The sequence below is a fragment of the Patulibacter sp. NPDC049589 genome (assembly GCF_040675535.1).
Taxonomy (GTDB): Bacteria; Actinomycetota; Thermoleophilia; order Solirubrobacterales; family Solirubrobacteraceae; genus Patulibacter.
Map to the genome: position 1 here is coordinate 15,226 of NZ_JBFAPC010000059.1, position 16,691 is coordinate 31,916.

The 16,691-nt window shown below is 75.4% G+C and carries 14 protein-coding genes; 8 read left to right on the forward strand and 6 right to left on the reverse strand.

Annotation, left to right across the window (positions count from 1 at the left end; translation table 11 throughout):
* Nucleotides 1–51 precede the first annotated feature (51 nt).
* The 5 genes from AB0L40_RS12985 (at nt 52) to AB0L40_RS13005 (ending at nt 5,840) form a co-directional block, all read left to right on the forward strand.
* Nucleotides 52–894, forward strand: coding sequence for an aldo/keto reductase (locus AB0L40_RS12985; RefSeq protein WP_364354662.1), 843 nt, complete (start codon nt 52–54; stop codon nt 892–894).
* A gap of 108 nt (nt 895–1,002) precedes the next feature.
* Complete coding sequence (locus tag AB0L40_RS12990) at nt 1,003–1,851, forward strand: hypothetical protein (protein WP_364354665.1); 849 nt, start codon at nt 1,003–1,005, stop codon at nt 1,849–1,851.
* A gap of 77 nt (nt 1,852–1,928) precedes the next feature.
* A complete protein-coding gene (locus tag AB0L40_RS12995) occupies nt 1,929–2,807 on the forward strand; it encodes a hypothetical protein (RefSeq protein WP_364354668.1) in 879 nt (292 codons plus the stop codon).
* A gap of 85 nt (nt 2,808–2,892) precedes the next feature.
* Nucleotides 2,893–3,441: a hypothetical protein gene (locus AB0L40_RS13000; RefSeq protein ID WP_364354671.1), complete on the forward strand. Its 549-nt coding sequence runs from the start codon at nt 2,893–2,895 to the stop codon at nt 3,439–3,441.
* A 569-nt stretch (nt 3,442–4,010) separates the two neighbouring features.
* A complete protein-coding gene (locus tag AB0L40_RS13005; RefSeq protein ID WP_364354674.1) occupies nt 4,011–5,840 on the forward strand; it encodes an alkaline phosphatase in 1,830 nt (609 codons plus the stop codon).
* Nucleotides 5,841–5,959: 119 nt separating this feature from the next.
* On the opposite strand, the gene AB0L40_RS13010 is transcribed toward AB0L40_RS13005, so the two are convergent.
* The gene (locus AB0L40_RS13010; RefSeq protein ID WP_364354677.1) at nt 5,960–6,862 is read right to left on the reverse strand and encodes a DUF5718 family protein; all 903 of its coding nucleotides are present in this window, start codon (nt 6,860–6,862) and stop codon (nt 5,960–5,962) included.
* Nucleotides 6,863–7,263: 401 nt separating this feature from the next.
* Between AB0L40_RS13010 and AB0L40_RS13015 the strand changes: the two genes are divergently transcribed.
* Both AB0L40_RS13015 and AB0L40_RS13020 read left to right on the forward strand, forming a co-directional pair.
* Nucleotides 7,264–8,781 carry a long-chain fatty acid--CoA ligase gene (locus AB0L40_RS13015; RefSeq protein WP_364354680.1) on the forward strand — a complete coding sequence of 506 codons (1,518 nt, stop codon included), beginning with the start codon at nt 7,264–7,266 and terminating at the stop codon, nt 8,779–8,781.
* Between the two features lie 127 nt (nt 8,782–8,908).
* A complete protein-coding gene (locus AB0L40_RS13020) occupies nt 8,909–9,595 on the forward strand; it encodes a phospholipase (protein WP_364354683.1) in 687 nt (228 codons plus the stop codon).
* 90 nt (nt 9,596–9,685) lie between these two features.
* Here the strand turns inward: AB0L40_RS13020 and AB0L40_RS13025 are convergent, their stop codons facing one another.
* The 3 genes from AB0L40_RS13025 to AB0L40_RS13035 form a co-directional block, all read right to left on the reverse strand.
* Nucleotides 9,686–10,267, reverse strand: coding sequence for an HDIG domain-containing metalloprotein (locus AB0L40_RS13025; protein WP_364354686.1), 582 nt, complete (start codon nt 10,265–10,267; stop codon nt 9,686–9,688).
* Nucleotides 10,268–10,433: 166 nt separating this feature from the next.
* Nucleotides 10,434–11,231: a fused MFS/spermidine synthase gene (locus tag AB0L40_RS13030; RefSeq protein WP_364354689.1), complete on the reverse strand. Its 798-nt coding sequence runs from the start codon at nt 11,229–11,231 to the stop codon at nt 10,434–10,436.
* Nucleotides 11,232–11,233: 2 nt separating this feature from the next.
* Nucleotides 11,234–11,911 (reverse strand): TetR/AcrR family transcriptional regulator, encoded by a 678-nt coding sequence (locus AB0L40_RS13035; protein WP_364354692.1) that lies wholly within the window; start codon nt 11,909–11,911, stop codon nt 11,234–11,236.
* 236 nt (nt 11,912–12,147) lie between these two features.
* On the opposite strand from AB0L40_RS13035, the gene AB0L40_RS13040 reads away from it, so the two are divergent.
* Entirely contained in the window at nt 12,148–14,412 is a 2,265-nt protein-coding gene (locus AB0L40_RS13040; protein ID WP_364354695.1) for a DUF2339 domain-containing protein, read from the forward strand.
* 601 nt (nt 14,413–15,013) lie between these two features.
* On the opposite strand, the gene AB0L40_RS13045 is transcribed toward AB0L40_RS13040, so the two are convergent.
* The gene (locus AB0L40_RS13045) at nt 15,014–15,463 is read right to left on the reverse strand and encodes a VOC family protein (protein WP_364354698.1); all 450 of its coding nucleotides are present in this window, start codon (nt 15,461–15,463) and stop codon (nt 15,014–15,016) included.
* Nucleotides 15,464–15,669: 206 nt separating this feature from the next.
* A partial coding sequence (locus tag AB0L40_RS13050) for an MMPL family transporter (RefSeq protein ID WP_364354701.1) occupies nt 15,670–16,691 on the reverse strand: 1,022 nt, incomplete at its 5' end.

A 16,691-nucleotide genomic window follows, 5' to 3' on the forward strand; every position in this document is an offset into this window, starting at 1 on the left:
GTCACCGGACCGAGGTCCGGTGACGACCTCCGAGAAGAAGGACACGAACGCATGCCCGAGGTCACCGACGTCCCGGTCGTCACGCTCAACAACGGCGTCGACATCCCGCAGTTCGGCTTCGGCACCTGGCAGATCCCCGAGGAGGACACCCAGGGCATCGTCGAGCACGCGCTGGAGACCGGCTACCGCCACATCGACACCGCCGCCGCGTACGGCAACGAGGCGCAGGTCGGCGCCGCGCTGAAGGCCTCCGGGCTCGCCCGCGACGAGGTCTTCGTCACGACGAAGCTCTGGAACGCCGACCACGGTCGCGAGAAGGCCCTGAAGGCGTTCGACGTCAGTCTGGAGAAGCTCGGCGTCGACGTCCTGGACCTCTACCTCGTCCACTGGCCGATCCCGGACCACGACGACTACGTCGAGACCTGGAAGGCGCTCGAGGAGATCCTGGCGACCGGCCGCACCCGCGCGATCGGCGTCTCGAACTTCCAGCAGGCCCACCTCGAGCGGATCCTCGCGGCGGGCGACGTCGTCCCCGCCGTCAACCAGATCGAGCTGCACCCGCTGCTGACCCAGACGGCGCTCAAGGCGTTCCAGGCCGAGAAGGGGATCCACACCGAGGCGTGGAGCCCGCTCGCCCAGGGTGGCGACCTGCTGCAGGACGCGACGATCGCGGGGATCGCCGAGCGCGTGGGCAAGACGCCCGCCCAGACGATCCTGCGCTGGCAGCTGCAGGAGGGGAACATCATCTTCCCGAAGTCCGTCACCGCCTCGCGCGTCGAGGAGAACTTCCAGGTCTTCGACTTCGAGCTCACGGCCGACGATCTCGCCGCGATCAGCGCGCTGAACCAGGACGAGCGCCAGGGTCCGGACCCGGACACGTTCCACGTGGTCTGAGCGGCGGGGCCGGGGCGGAGGTGTTCGGCCTGCCCCGCAGCGCACCGCGGACGGCGGAGCGGACGGCGACGGCTCAAGTCGCGGGCCGGCCGTGACGATGCACCCCGTATGCGTGGTGCGTGCCCAGACGTCCGATTCCCGTCCCGGTGGGTCCGCCGGGCGACTGCCGGGACGGCGCTCGCGCTCCTGGCGTCCGGCGCCGCTGCGGCGGGCGCGGACGCCGCGCCGATCCCGACGCAGACGACCATCCGCTGCGCCGGGATCGGCACGGCCGGCCTCCGCTCGTGCCAGGTGGGCGTCTACGCCGACGTGCCCGCCGGGGCGCCGATGCCGACCGGGAGCCTCTCCTGGACGTCGAGCGGCCCCGGGTCGCAGACCGTCACGACGGAGTGCGGGATCACCCCGTACCACCCGGACTGGGGCCCGCCCTTCCCGAACGTCATCTGGTGCGAGAACGGCTACCAGAGCCCCGGGGACATCGCCCCGCGCACCGAGTCGATCGTCGCGACCTACTCGGGCGACGCGCTCTACGCCACCAGCGTCGGGACGACGACGTACTACGTGCGCGACCCGAACGGGACCGTGCCGGAGGCGACGTCGCCGGCGGAGCCGGCGTGGCGTCCCGGCTCGGCGGGTGACAAGGACCGGAAGACGGACGGGCCGGGCGCCGCGGCGGCGGGCCGCGCCGTCGTCACCGGCCTCGGCGCGGCGCGGTCGGGCCTGACGTTCGCGTCCTCGGGGCCCGGCGCGTCCGTGATCCGCATCGAGCGCCGCGTCCGCCGCGCGCGGGCCGGGGGTCGCACGACGACCACGTGGCGCACGGTCCGGCGGCTGCGCCGGACGCTGTCGGGCGGGACGAACCGCGTCGCGGTCCGGCTGCGGCCCGGTGTGCACCGCATCACGATCGGTGGCGGGGCCGTCCAGCGCGTCCAGCGCACGGTGACCGTCCCGCGCTGAGCGGGGCGACTCACCGCCGGGCGCCCCGCCGCCCGTCTCCTACCCTCGAACGGGGGCCCGTAGGCCGGTCGGCGCCGTTGAGCGCGTCGACGGCCTGGCCCCGGACGGAGAGGACGCCGGACATCGATCGCCCCAGCGCACGGACCAGGACGGCACGGGGCCTGCGGTGGCTCCCGTTCGTCGTCGTCGCGGTGGAGATCGCGGTCGTCGGGGCCGGGGCGGTCCCCCTCGGGTCGGGGCTCGTCGTCGTGGTCGCCGTCGAGCTCCTGCTCGGCGTGGTCGTGCTCGCGGAGATCGCGGTCGTCGTCCGGACGTTCCGCGCCGCCCGCGCGAACGGTCGGGGGCGTGCCGCGGCGCTCGAGGACGCGATGCGCGGGGTGCTGCCGCCGCTCCCGGCGCGGCTGGTGATCATGGAGGCACGGACGTTCTCGTCGCTGGCACGCTGGCCGCTCCGCCGTCGGATCGCCCCGGAGGCCGCCGTGACCGCGTCCTACGGTCGGCAGCTGCGCCCGCTGCTCCTGGCGCTCCTGCCCGTGTCGATCCTCGAGCTCGTCGTCGTCGAGCTGGTCGTGCCGTGGACCGCCGTCCGGATCGTCCTCCTCGTCGCGTCGGCGTACTTCTGCCTCTGGCTGCTCGGGCTCGTGGCGTCGATGTGGGTCCGGCCCCACTGGGTGGCCGACGGTCGCCTCGCGCTGAACTGCATGACGTTCGCGTCGCTCCACGTGCCGCTGGAGCGGGTCGTCGGGGTGCGAGCGGTGCGCGTCTCGGGGATGCCGCGCTCGGTGGAGGTCGACGGCGACGTCCTGACGGTGTCGGTCATGGGCGCCGCGAACGTCGAGCTCGAGCTCGAGGTGCCGGTCGCGATCACCGGCGACCGCCCGTGCGACGCCCGGCGCGTCCGCTTCTACGCCGATCGCCCGCAGGACGTGATCCGGGCGATCGAGGCCGCCGGCTGAGCTGGCCGCGGCTCGGCCCGACGAGGCCGACGACGTCTCAGGACGTTCACCTCCTCGCCCGCCGCGGGTGGCATCTTGGGCCGTCGTGGCCGTCCCGCACGCCAATCGCCCGCGGCCGGCGACCCTCCTGGGTTGCGCCGCGAGCGGGCTCCTGCTCTCCCAGGCGCTGCACTGGGCTCCCGCTCCTGCCGTGGTGGCCGGCCTGGCGCACCTGGCGGTCCTCCCGCTCGTCGCGGCGCTCGTGCTCGTGCTGCTCGCTCCGCGCGCGGGCGGTCGGCCGACGTCGGGCGAGGCACGGACGATGCTCGCCGTCATCCTCCTCGCGGCGGCGGGGCCCGAGGCCGTCGCGGTCGCCCGCGACGCCGTGCAGCACGGCCACGAGGGCGCGCTCGGCCACCTGCTCCACGCCGCGCCGCCGGTGCTGGCGCTGCTGGCGCCCGTGCTGCTCGCGGCCGCCGGGATCTCCTGGGTCCTCGTCCTCGCCGCCCGCCCCGACGGCGGCCCCGGAGTCCGGGTCTCCGTCACGGCGCTCGCCGCGCGCGGCCCCGGCTCCGCCGGTCGCTGCGCCCGGCCGCACCCCGCCCGCGCCGGCCGCTCGGCCGGCCGCGCGCCACCGCGCGTCCTCCCGGCCTGACGCCCCGGGTCCGTCCGCGCGCACAGCGTGAGGGCGCCCGTCGTCACGGCCGGTCGCGCCCCGGATCCGTCCTACGGCCCGCCGACCACGGGCGGACGGTGCCGGGCCGCCGGACGACCACCCGCGCCCGCGCGGCGTCACCCCGGACCGCACGGTCGCCCGCGAGAACGGCGCGCGACCGGGCGGCACGGCCGGTGGTCCGCCCGCGAGTGCGGGCTGTCCCCGGTGGGACGGCCGCGACCGCGGACGGATTCCGGCGGCTCGCCCGCGAGTGCGGGCGGACCCCGGACGGCCGCCGGCGATCCTCCGGCGTCCGCGCCGGTCCGCGCTCACCCGCGCGGGTCGGTCCGCCGTCGCGGGAGGCCGGATCGTCGCGACCCACCTACCGACCCTGCCCGGGCCCACGCCCGGGCCCGCCGCCTCCGCCCCGCGGCGCCCGCGCTCCACGCCCCGGGCGCGGACGCCGGCCCCGGGCGGCCGGCGGCGCAGCGGCGGACCCGCGGGCCATCGCGCCCCGGGCCCCGTCGCCCCCGACTTCCAGACATCACGACCCCGAACGAAAGACCCAGATGCAGCTCCCCAAGCTCCCGAAGACCCGCGGCCCGCTCGTCGCGACCGCCGCGGTGGCCGTCGCCCTCGCCGGCGGCGCGACCGCGCTGGCCGTCTCACCGTCCGCCGACGGCGACCACTCCGCGACCCTCGCCGCGCAGATCGACCCGGCGAAGCCGAAGAACGTCATCCTGCTGATCGGCGACGGCACCGACGAGGCGATCATCACCGCCGCCCGCAACTACGAGAAGGGCGCCGCCGGCGCGTTCGCGGGCCTCGACAACCTGCCCTTCGTCGGCGACATGACGACGTACGGGCTGAAGACCGCCCCGGACGGCAGCCGCTACCCGTTCGCCTACGTCTCCGACTCGGCCCCGACCGCGTCGGGCTGGTCGACCGGCAAGAAGACCGTCGACGGACGCCTGTCGCAGGGCCCGAGCTCCGGCTCGAACGTCCCCGGCGTCGACTACGAGACCGTTCTCGAGAAGTTCAAGAAGGACGGCAAGCGCGTCGGCAACATCACGACCTCCGCGCTGACCGACGCGACGCCCGCCGCCGCCGGCTCGCACCTCAACGCCCGCGCCTGCCAGGGCCCGGAGAACATGGCCGACTGCCTCCCGGCGAAGAAGGCCAACGGCGGCAAGGGCTCGGTCGCCGAGCAGCTCGTCGACAACAAGATCGACGTCCTGTTGGGCGGCGCCCGCAACCGCTTCGTCCAGACCACGGACGCGGGCGGCACGGTCCTCGACCGCGCGAAGACCGTCCACGGCTACCGCGACATCGCCACGAAGGCGCAGCTCGACGCCGTCACGTCGCTGCAGGACGGCCCGGTCCTCGGCCTGTTCTCCGGCGGGACCGAGGCGAACCCCAAGGCCACCACGGGCGAGAACATGATCCCGTACTACGAGCCGCTCGTGGCGACGGCCGCCGGCGCCGGCTCGGCGACGCAGAAGTGCAGCGTCGCGGCGCGCGGCACCCAGCCGCGCCTGGGCGACATGACGCAGAAGGCCATCGACCTGCTGAAGCAGGACAACGACAAGGGCTTCTTCCTGCAGGTCGAGTCGGCGATGGTCGACAAGCAGGAGCACGCCGCGGACGCCTGCGGCGCGATCGGTGACCTCGCCGAGCTCGACCGCTCGGTGCAGATCGCGCTGGAGTTCCAGAAGACGAACCCCGACACGCTCGTCATCGTCACGGGCGACCACTCCCACTCGACGCAGATCGTCGGCGGCACGAGCGGCGGCAAGGCGACGGCGACCGTGCAGACGGTCGACGGCGACCCGATGACGATCGGCTACAGCACGGCGGAGCCGCCGGTCAACGGCAACACGTCCCAGGGCCACACCGGTTCGCAGATCCGCGTGGCCGCCAAGGGCCCGCAGGCCGCCAACGTCAACGGCTTCATCGACCAGACGGACCTCTACGACATCATGCTCGGCCAGACGCCGAGCACGCTGCCGGCGGGCCCGACGACGACGGTCACGACGCCCGGCCCGACCACCACGGTCACGGTCCCCGGACCGACGACGACGGTCCCCGGCCTCGCGCCGGCCGTGAAGCTCGCCGGCGGGATCGCCGCGCCGGGCACCCTGAGCAACGCCGCCGCCCGCAAGGGCGTCCCGGTGTCGCTCCTGGCGACGAAGGCGTCGTCCGCGAAGGTCACGCTGAAGAACGGCTCGAAGACGCTGTCCACGACGACGCTGAAGCTGTCGGCCAACAGCCCCAAGGCGGCGAAGCTGTCGGCGTCGAAGCTCGCGCGCCGCAAGGCCGCGAAGCTCACGATCTCCGTCACGACGACGGCCGGCACCGAGAAGGTGACCCGCACCGCGCGGGTCTCCGTCACGCGCTGACCGCCGGCGAGGATCGGCGGCCGGCCTCGCGCCGGCCGCCGCCGCGGGGGCCGGCGGTCGGTCGACGGCTGGGCCCCCGCGACGTCCGGTCCCCCGTGCTCCGCCGCGGGCCTCGGGACTCAGCCCGAGGTGACCGCCTGCCGCAGCACCGACGCCCCGGGCAGCCCGGACGTGTCGTCGGCGGCGATCGCGGCGCGGACCTGCTCCGGCGTCACCTGCGCCCCGTCGTAGACGACGACGAACGAGACGTCGCCGTCCCGCAGGAACGTCGTCTCGCCGTAGTCGGTGTAGCGGGTCGCGCCGATGCCGATCAGGACCAGCTCGGGGCGGGCAGCGCGCAGGTACGCGCCGACGGGCTCCAGCGGCGTGCCGTCGCCACCCTCCTGGTGCGCCAGCCGCTCGACGATCCAGTCGACGAGCTGCGCGCCGTAGTACGAGTAGCCGGGGACCGGGCTGTCGATCCCGTAGTCGTGCGTCTCGCCGTCGCGGCGCAGGAAGCTCGCCAGGCGGAAGTCCCGCGTGGGGCCCGCGGGGTCGAGGTCCTCGATCGCGAAGAGCTCCGCGGCGACGCCCTTGGAGGCCGCGCCCCAGTTCTTCTTCTCGCTGATCTTCGTCGCGCCCGGCCGGCGGATCGAGCAGTCGTTGAAGGCGCCGAGGCCGAACGGCTCCAGCGCCTCGACGCCGCCGCCCTGCCCGTACGCGACGCGGCAGAGGATCCCGACCTCGGGCTCGAGCTGCAGGTTGGCGGGCTCGTCCTGGAGCGGCAGCAGCGTGCGATCGGTCGCCAGCGGGAACGCCCCGAGGAACGTGTCGCCGCCGGGCACGTAGAACGGGAAGATCCCCTTCGGGGCGCCGGCCTCGGCGGCGACGCCGACGAAGTCCGACGCCTCGCCGGCCTGCTCGAGGTGACCCGCGAAGTTGCCGGCGACGCCGAAGCCGAACGCGCCGCGCAGGGCCTCGAGGTCCGTGCGGATCGGCGGCCGGCCGTCGGTGGCGCTGGTCGGGTCGGGCGGGCTCTGCATGGGGGACCTCCGGGTCCGGGGACGCGGGTGGGGCGGAGCGGTCCACGATAGTCGGGGCGCTCGACGAGGCGGCGGCGTCCTCGCGGCGCCCGGCGGCGCGCGGTCGGGAGACGACCGCGGTCGGTCGACGGCCGGCCGCGTCGGGCCGCGGTGCGGGTGCCCGGAGCACACGCGCCGCCGGCGCGAGGCCGGTCCGCGACGACTCCCGCCCCGCCCGACGTGGGCGGCCGTCACTCCCGGCCCTCCGCGGCGATCCGGGCGAGCGGCGGCGCGCCACGTCCGTCGACGCCGTCCGCGCGGTGCTCGCTGCTCCTACCGGTGGGTAGATGCAGCAGGCAACGGGTTGCGACCGCAGGTCGGAAGGGCGTGCACGGCGGGCCGCGGGGTGGCAGGATGGGCCCATGGCCGATCAGTCCAACGCGAACCTCGCGACGCTCCTGACCACCACCGCCGCGAAGTTCCCGGAGCGGATCGCGATCCGCCTGGACGACGCCGCCGTGCCCTACGCGGCGCTCGAGGCCGGCAGCCAGCGCGTCGCCGGGCTGCTGAAGGACCTGGGCGTTCAGGCCGGCGACCGCGTCGGCATCATGCTGCCGAACACGCCGCACTTCCCGCTCGCGTACTACGGCGCGCTGCGCCTGGGCGCGGTCGTGGTCCCGATGAACCCGCTGCTGTCCAAGCGCGAGGTCGCCTACTACCTGGACGACTCCGGCGCGAAGCTGCTGCTGGCCTGGCACGGGTTCGCCGAGTCGGCGCAGGGTGGCGCCGAGGCGGCGGAGATCGACGCGCAGGTGCTGCTCGTCGAGCCGCAGGACATCGCCCAGAAGGTCGGCGCCGCGACGCCGATCGAGGAGGTCGCGCACAAGGACGGCGACGACACCGCGGTCGTCCTCTACACGTCGGGCACCACCGGCCGGCCGAAGGGCGCCGAGCTCACGCACCACAGCATCGGGTCCAACGTCCAGGCGTCGATCGGGCTGTTCAACCCGTCGGAGGAGGACGTCTTCTTCGGCGGCCTGCCGTTCTTCCACGTCTTCGGCCAGACCTGCACGCTGAACGTCTCGGTCGCCTGCGGGTCCGAGGTCACGCTGCTCCCGCGCTTCGACCCGACCACCGCGCTCGAGATCGTCCAGCGCGACGGCGTGACGATCTTCATGGGCGTGCCGACGATGCACGGCGCGCTGCTGCACCACCCCAAGCGCGGCGACTACGACACGAGCTCGCTGCGGCTGTTCGTGTCCGGCGGCTCGGCGCTGCCGGTCGAGGTGCTGAAGGGCATCAAGGAGACGTTCGGCACGCCGATCCTCGAGGGCTACGGCCTGTCGGAGACCTCGCCGGTCGCGTCGTTCAGCCGGGCCGACCTGCCGATGAAGCCCGGGTCCATCGGCGTCGCCATCGACGGCGTGCAGCTGCGCCTGGTCGACGAGGAGGGCAAGGTCCTCGGCGTCGACGAGGTCGGCGAGCTCCAGATCAAGGGCCCGAACGTCATGAAGGGCTACTGGAAGAACCCCGAGGCGACCGCGAAGGCGATCTCCGCGGACGGCTGGTTCTCGTCCGGCGACATGGCCAAGAGGGACGAGGACGACTTCTACTTCATCGTCGACCGCAAGAAGGACCTGATCATCCGCGGCGGCTACAACGTCTACCCGCGCGAGATCGAGGAGGTCCTCTACGAGCACCCCGCCGTCTCCGAGGCCGCCGTGATCGGCGTCAAGCACGAGGACCTGGGCGAGGAGATCGCCGCGGCCGTCGCGCTGAAGGAGGGCCAGTCGGTCACCGCCGACGAGCTCCAGGCCTTCGTCAAGGGCCAGGTCGCCGCGTACAAGTACCCGCGCCACGTCTGGATCGTCGACGCGCTGCCGAAGGGCCCGACCGGCAAGATCCTCAAGCGCGAGATCGAGGTCCCCGAGACCGTCTGATCGTCGGAGCCGGGGCGCCCGTCGCGGGCGTCCCGGCCCGGGGTCCCGTGCCGGGGTGCGTCCGGGGCGGTGCTGTGCGCCGGTGGTATGGTTGCATCAGCAACTACCTGAGAGGCAGAGGCCCGCCGTGAGCACCCCCGACATCCAAGAGCTCCCCTTCCGCGAGCGCGCTGCCGACGGCGCGCCCGACGGCCTGCTCGTGCTGCACCACGGCCGCGGCGCCGACGAGCACGACCTGATCGGCCTGGCCGACGTCCTCGACCCCGAGCGCCGCCTGCACGTCGTCACCCCGGGCGCCCCGCTGCGGATCCAGGGCTGGCCCGGCAAGCACTGGTACGTCGTGCCGCGCGTCGGCTTCCCGGACCCCGACTCGTTCCGGGCGACCTTCGGGACGCTCGCCGCCTTCCACGACGCCCTCTGGGCCCGCACCGGGATCGCGCCGGCCCGGACCATCCTCGGCGGCTTCTCGATGGGGTCGGTCATGAGCCACGCGACGGGGCTCGGCCCCGCGCCCGCACCGGGCGGGCTTCCGGAGCGGCCCGTCGTGGCGGGGATCCTCGGGATGTCGGGCTTCGTGCCGACGGTCGACGGCTGGGCGCCGGACCTCGGGCCCCGCGCCGCCACCCGCGTCCTCAACGCGCACGGCCGGCGGGACGAGATCATCGGCTTCCCGTTCGCCGAGCGGACGCGGGAGCTCGTCCGCTCCGGCGGCCTCGACCTCACGGTGCTGGACCACGACGGGGGGCACCACATCGCCCCGGAGCACGTGCCGCTGATCGCGCGCTGGATCGCGGAGACGCTGCCGGCGGGCTGAGGGCCGCGGCGTCCGCTGGGCCGCGGTCCGGTCGGCGCCGCCCGGCGGCGAGCTCCCCCGCCGCGGGCGGTCCGACGGCCGGCGTCCGGATCAGTCCGGCGAGGTGCCGGCGATCCCGAGCTCGTCCGCCAGGGGCTCCAGCGCCGCGACGACGAACGTGATGTGGTCGGCGAGCTCGACGCCGAGCTCCTCGGCCCCGAGCGCGACGTCGCCGCGGTCGACGGCCGCCGCGAACGACGCCGTCTTCAGCTTCTTGCGCACCGACTTCGCCGTCAGCCCGTGGATGCCCTGCGGGCGGACCTTCGCACACGCCATGACGAAGCCGGTGAGCTCGTCGACCGAGAACAGCGCACGGTCGATCGGGGTCGTCCGCGGGACGCCGAGGTAGGGCGCGTGGCCGGCGATCGCCGTGACCATCTCCGGCGGCGCGTCGCGGCGCTCGAGCTCCGCGAGGATCACCCGCGGGTGACCGGTCTCGAGGTCCGGGTGGCGCTCGTAGTCGGCGTCGTGCAGCAGGCCGGTCACGCCCCAGAGCTCCTCGTCCTCGCCGGCGGCGCGGGCGGACGCACGCATGGCGGCCTCGACGGCCAGGCAGTGGCGGCGCAGGGACGTCTCGGTGACCCACTCCTCCAGGAGCGCGAGGGCCTCGTCACGGGGAATCGGTCGCGTCATGCCCCATTCCTAGCGGACCGTGGGACCCGGCCGGGCCCGCTCGGCGGGCGTACCGCGTCCCGGGCGGGCGGACGGGCTGTGGTCGCCCGCGTCCCGGACGGACGGCGAGGAACGGTGGTCCCATCCCGGATGGGCGGGGATGCCCTCCGACGCGGCGACCGGTCGCTCAGCCCCAGCCGGCCAGGCGCTCGGCCGGAACGAGCTCCGCGGGATGGGCGCCGCCGGCGATCCGGCGGGACAGCGCGTCGGCGGGCAGCGGCGCGTCGGAGGCGAGGAAGAGGACGTTGCCCGCGTGGCGGCCGCGCACGACGTCGCGGCCCCCGAACGCGAGGACGTGCGCGAACGTCGCCCGGAGGATCGCGGCCTGCTCGGCCGCGAACGGCCACGGCGGCTGGTCGACGACGTTGAGCAGGTAGCGGCCGTCGGGGCGCAGGACGCGGCGGACCTCGACGGCGAAGGCCGCGGTCGCCATCGCGGCGGGCGTCTCGGTGCCGACGAACGCGTCGCCGAGGACGAGGTCGAACGCGTCGTCGGCCCCGCGCTCCACGATCGCCCGGCCGTCGGCCTGCAGGACGCTCAGCCGCTCGCCGCGCCGCAGCCGCAGGTGCTTCTCGGCCAGGCGGATGACGGCGCCGGAGCGCTCGACGACGGTCTGCCGCACGCCGGGCCGGGTGCTGGCGAGGAAGCGGGGGAGGCAGAACGCCCCGCCGCCGAGGTGCAGGACGTCGGCCTCGCCGCCGCGGGGGACGAGGACCTCGAGCGCGGCGCCGATCCGCGCGACGTAGTCGAGCTCCAGGTGCGTCGGGTCGTCCAGGTCGACGTAGCCGTGGGCGAGGCCGTCGATCAGCAGCAGCCGGCCGCCGGGGCGCCCGCGGTCGGGCTGGAGCTCGAGCGTCCCGACCCCGGACTCGACGCGGACGGGCTCGGCGGGCCGGCCGCCGCGCCGCGACGAGCGCTTCGCCACGCTCAGCCGGCGACGCCGTCCGGCGCGGCCTCGAGCAGGCGCGCGGCGGCGGTCTCGTCCCCGGCGGCCAGCACGGCGCCGGCCAGGGTGCCGAGCAGCTGCTCGACCAGCTCGTCGCGCGGGGGCGCGCCGAGGTCCAGGCGCACGAGGACCGCGCCGTCGACGAAGAGCAGCCAGCCGTGCAGGGCCGCGCGCAGCGACGCCGGGGCGGCGTTGATGTCGGGGTGGCCGAGGGCGTCGGCGATGCGGGCGACGGTGTCGCCGCGGATGCCGGCGAGGATCTCGCGCACGCCGGGCTCCGCCGCCGCGGCGGTCAGCAGCCGGCGGAAGACCTCGGGGCGCTCGTCGATCCAGCTGAGGTAGGCGGTCAGGCTCTCGACGGCCGCGTCGCCCAGCGGGAGGTCGGTCCGCGGCATGACGCGGCGCCCGAGCTCCTCCGCGCCCCGGGACACGGTGGCGAGGAAGAACGCCTGCTTCGTCGGGAAGTAGTGGTACAGCAGGGGCTTCGAGACGCCGGCGGCCTTGGCGATCTTGGACATCGTCAGCTCGCCGTACTCGTGCGCGGCGAACAGCTCCTCGCCGCGCTGGAGCAGCTCGGCCCGGCGGTCGTCGACCGTCATGCGGCGGTAGGCCCGTGCGGTCTTGGCGCGGGCGGCCGGGTCCTTGCGGGGCAGGGGCACCCGCCGAGCATACCGCTGTCGACCGGTGGTCGACAGAGCGACCCTCCCGGCGGGCCGATTCCTGTCGACCGCGGGTCGACGGATCGGCCGTCGGGGACGGGTGATCCGTGTCGACCGGGGGTCAGGAGTTGTCGACCGAGAGTCAGGAACGTGTTGACTCACGGTCGACAACGTTGCTACGGTCGCTCCTGACCGGGGGTCGACAGGGCCCCGAAGATCGTCCGAGAGGCCGTACCGTGTCCCGTTCCGCAGTCCCCGCATCCCCGACCGCACCGCCCGACGTCCTCGCGGACCTCGAGCGCCGCCTGACCCGCGTGGAGTCGTTCGTCGGCGTCCCGGCGGCCGGCGCCCAGCCGCGTCGGCCGGCGCCGGAGGTCCCTCCCCGCCGGCCGGATCCCGAGCCCGCGGCGCAGCGAGCGCCGGCTGCCGGGGCCGACCGCGGCCCCGGCGAGCGGGCCGAGGCGCCGACGGCGACCGTCCGGGTCCCCTCGCCACCGATGGCCGCCCCGGGCCCGGTCCGCGTCCGCCTCGACGAGGCGCTCGTCGGCGGCCGCCTGCTGGCCTGGGCCGGCGGTGCGGCGCTGCTGTTCGCGCTCGGGACGCTGTTCTGGCTCGGCGTCCGGGACGGCTGGCTGGGGGAGGAGCTCCGCTGCCTGATCGGCGCGGTCGCGTCCGCCGGGCTGCTGGCCGCCGGCCTGCGCAACGCCCGCAGCGGCGTCGCCCGCGAGGCGTCCTGGGCGATGGCCGGCACCGGTCTGGCCGGGCTCTACGCCACCGGCGCGGTCGCCACCGCCACCTACGACCTGCTGCCGGGTCTCCTCGGCCTGCCGGCACTCGCGGCGCTCGGCGTCGCGTCGGCGTTGCTGGCGCTGCGCTGGGACGCCCCGCCGCTGGCCGGCGTCGGCCTGCTCGGCGCCCTCGCCGCCCCGGTGATCGCACCGGTCGACGGGCTCGTCCTGCCCGTGGTCGTCGTCGCGATGGCCGCGACCGGGCTGCTGCTGCGCCACCGGCCGTGGACGTGGCTCGCGGCCGCGGCCACCGTGCTCGCGCTGCCGCAGGTCGTCTGGCACGTGGGCTCGCTGCTCGACGATCTCGGCGACGCCTCCCCGTTCTGGACCGTCGCGGCGCCGGGCCTCGCCGTCGTCGCGACGCTCGCCGCCGGCCTGGCGATGGTCGCCGGCTGGGAGCTGCGCAACCCGCAGGACCGCGAGCGCTGGTCGATGCCGCTCCTGCTCGTCGTCCACGCGGCGGTCGCCGCCGCGCTCGGCGGTGGCTACGCCCTGGTCGACCGTCCCGCCGCCGCGGTCGTGACGCTCGCGGCGTCGGCCGCGCTGCTCGGCGGGGCCGCCTGGCGCGTCCGCCGGCGCTCCGGGTCGGCCACGCCGGTCGAGCTCGTCCTGCTGTCCGTCGCGGTCCTGGTCGTCGACCTCGGCTTCGCGATCGCCGCGAGCGGCCTGCTCCAGCTCGTCGGCTGGGCCCTCACCGCGGTCGCCTTCGCGCTGCTGGCCCGCCACGCAGCCCGGGTGCGGATGCCCGTGCTGATCGGCGGGCTCGGCCTGCACGCGGGGCTCACCCTCCTCGAGACCGTCGGCGCGTCCGGCGGATCCGACGGCGGCTTCCTCGTCGCCTGCGCCGTCCTCGCCGCGGTCTGCGGCGTGTCCGCCCGCGTGATCGCTCCGCGCAGCGAGGAGGCCCGGATGCTGCTGGACCTCGCCGCGCTCGCCGTCGCGTTCTGGTGGACGGTGGCGACGCTGCCGGGGGACCGGATCGCGCTCGTCCTCGCCACCGAGGCCGCCGCGCTGCTGCTCATCGACCGCCGCGTCCACGACGTCGTGGCCCGCGGTGCGGGCCTGCTCGTCCTGGCCGTCGCGGCCGGGGTCGCGCTGCTGCACGCCGACGGCGCCGCGCTGCTGGCGTCTTGGGGTGCCGTGCCCGACGGCGAGCTGGGCGATCTCGTCCTGCCGCTGATCGGCGTGGCGCTGGCCGCCGGGGCCGGGATCTCCGCCCTGAGCGGCGTGATCGCCGCGGCCGTGCGGCCGCTGACCGCCGAGGACGCGGCGACGGAGGCGACCCTGCGGAGCGTCCGCGGGGTGCTGGCCGGCACCGCCGGGGGCCTGGGCCTGCTGGCGGCGTCGATCCTCGTCGGGCACCTCGCGACGTCCCTCGCGGGCGGCACCGACGCCGCGGCCGTGGCGCGCGACGTCCTCTGGGCCGCGACGGGCCTCGGGCTCCTCGCCGCCGGCCTCGCGCGCGTCGAGGCCCCGCTGCGGATGACGGGCCTGACCTTCCTGGCCGGCATCGGCCTGAAGATCGCGCTGATCGACCTCGCCGACGTCGGCACCGGCGGCCGGGTCGTCGCCTGGGCGGCGCTCGGCGCGCTGCTGCTGGTCGGTGCCGGGCTCTACGCGCGGCTGCGCCCGGAGGACGACGCCCGCCGGGCGCGATCCGTCGCGGACGAGGCGGACCTCCGCGCGTCCCGGTCGACGGTCGGGCGAGGCTGAGGCGACGCGCGCCCGTCGCCGGTCGCCGGGCGGCCGGTCGCCGGGCGCCGGCCCCGGTCGCGTGGTGTCCGGGATCGTCCGGGGGACGGGGGCGGGTTGGGGGTGCGGTCGATCGTCGGCCACACGGTGTCCGGGATCGTCCGGGGGACGGGGGCCGGTTGGGGGCGCGGTCGATCGTCGGCCACACGGTGTCCGGGATCGTCCGGGGGACGGGGGCCGGTTGGGGGCGCGGTCGATCGTCGGCCACACGGTGTCCGGGATCGTCCGGGGGACGGGGGCCGGTTGGGGGCGCGGTCGATCATCGGCCACACGGTGTCCGGGATCGTCCGGGGGACGGGGCCGGTTAGGGGTGCGGTCGATCGTCGGCCACACGGTGTCCGCCGTCGACCGACGGGCCAGGCCAGGCCTGGCGAGGTGTCCCGCGGACGGATCCCGGATCGCACCCCCGTGACCGCGGCGACCCGGAACCCGACTCGGGCGCGAGGCGGTGCGGGGTGCCGCCCGCGGACGGATCCCGGATCGCACCCCCGTGACCGCGGCGACCCGGAACCCGCGGCGTGGGGACCCGCGGGCCGCCGCGCCACGTGCCCGCGTCGCCGTCCTAGCCCTCGTCCCCCGACGACGCGAGCGCGTCCGCCCCGTCGCGGGCGCCCTCGCCGCGACGGAAGAAGTCCCAGACCTCGACGAGGTTGCCCGCCGGGTCGCGCAGGTAGATGGAGCGGTCGCCGCCGTCGTGCTCGACGGGCCCCTCGACCTCGACGCCCATGTCGTCGGTCAGGCGCCGGTGGATCGCGTCCAGGCGGTCCGGGGTGGCGGACATCGCGAAGTGGACGTGCCGGCCGCCCTGGTCGCCGAACTCCTTCTTGCCCGGCGTCCACAGACCCAGGCGCGACCGGCGCCCGAGCTTCAGCCAGCGCCGGTCGCGCTCCTCGGAGAGCACCTCGAGCCCGAACGCGCGCACGTAGAACCGCTCGAGACCCCCGGGGTCGTCCGTCTGCAGGGTGATCTCGACGACCTCGTCGATGTCCATCGGCCCGTCTGCGTCCGCCATGGCCGTCCCGGTGCCCGTGCGAGGGGCGGCGGACACGGTGGGCGGCGGCGCCGGTCCAGCCCGATCCGCGTGGTCGCGCGGCCCGGAGGTGCGGGGCGGGCGGCCCGCACATTCGCGCGGCACCGGAACGACGGCGACCCGGCCGAGGCCGGGTCGCGGGTGCTCGTCCTGCGGGTCGCCGGCCCCGGGGCGGGGCCGGCGGGCGATCAGTCGCCGGTGACGAGGCCCGGGGTCGGCGCCGCCGCGTGCGACGCGGGAGGCACGAAGCCCTCGAGCGGCTCGCCCTGCGGGTCGACGTTCTGCACGAGGTGCCCCTCGAGCGAGACGTTCGGCAGGATCTTGTCGAGCCAGCCCGGGAGCCACCAGGCCTTGTCGCCCAGCAGCAGGACCACCGCGGGGGCGACGAGCAGGCGGACCACCAGGACGTCGACCAGGATCGCGACGCCGAGGCCGATGCCGAACATCTTGGCCGTCACGTCGTCCGTCGTCGCGAAGGCGGAGAACACCGCCGCCATGACGAGGCCGGCCACGAGGATCACCTTGCCGATCCGCGACATGCCGATGATGACGCTCTGTCGCGGTCGCTCGCCCTCCTGGTACGCCTCGTGGATCCGGGAGAGCAGGAAGACGTTGTAGTCCATGCTCAGCCCGAACAGGATCGCGAACATCATCACCGGGATGAACGAGACGATCGGCACCCCGCTGTCGACCCCGATCAGGCTCGACCCCACCCCCTGCTGGAAGACCGCGACGATCACGCCATAGGCCGCGCCGACCGACAGGAGGTTGAAGACCGCGGAGACCAGCGGGACCCAGAGCGAGCGGAACGCCGCGATCAGGAGCAGCACCGACAGGCCGATGACGACGGCGATGAACAGCGGCAGCTTCCCCGCGACCTTGTCGGAGAAGTCCTCGAAGCCGGCCGTCTGGCCACCGACGTAGACCTTCAGCTGCGTGCCCTCGGTGCTCTTGGGCAGGACGTCGTCGCGGAGGCTCGAGAGCAGGTCGCTGGTCTTCTCGTTCTGCGGTGCCGTCGCGGGGACGGCGCCGATCGTCGCCATCTCGCCGTCCTTGCTGACGATCGCCTTCGACGTGCTCTTGACGCCCGGCGTCGCGGCGACGGCCTTCTGGATCTTGTCCAGCTGCGACTGCAACTGCGGATCGTCCTTCTTGGCGATGTCGACGGCCAGCAGGAACGGGCCGTTCGCGCCCGGCCCGAAGGCCTTGC

What these genes read in the sequence shown, in the direction of transcription:
- AB0L40_RS12985 (WP_364354662.1), top strand. Translation starts at nt 52, where the DNA reads ATGCCCGAGGTCACCGACGTCCCGGTCGTCACGCTCAACAACGGCGTC.
- AB0L40_RS12990 (WP_364354665.1), top strand. Translation starts at nt 1,003, where the DNA reads ATGCGTGGTGCGTGCCCAGACGTCCGATTCCCGTCCCGGTGGGTCCGC.
- AB0L40_RS13005 (WP_364354674.1), top strand. Translation starts at nt 4,011, where the DNA reads ATGCAGCTCCCCAAGCTCCCGAAGACCCGCGGCCCGCTCGTCGCGACC.
- AB0L40_RS13010 (WP_364354677.1), bottom strand. Translation starts at nt 6,862, where the DNA reads ATGCAGAGCCCGCCCGACCCGACCAGCGCCACCGACGGCCGGCCGCCG.
- AB0L40_RS13015 (WP_364354680.1), top strand. Translation starts at nt 7,264, where the DNA reads ATGGCCGATCAGTCCAACGCGAACCTCGCGACGCTCCTGACCACCACC.
- AB0L40_RS13025 (WP_364354686.1), bottom strand. Translation starts at nt 10,267, where the DNA reads ATGACGCGACCGATTCCCCGTGACGAGGCCCTCGCGCTCCTGGAGGAG.
- AB0L40_RS13045 (WP_364354698.1), bottom strand. Translation starts at nt 15,463, where the DNA reads ATGGCGGACGCAGACGGGCCGATGGACATCGACGAGGTCGTCGAGATC.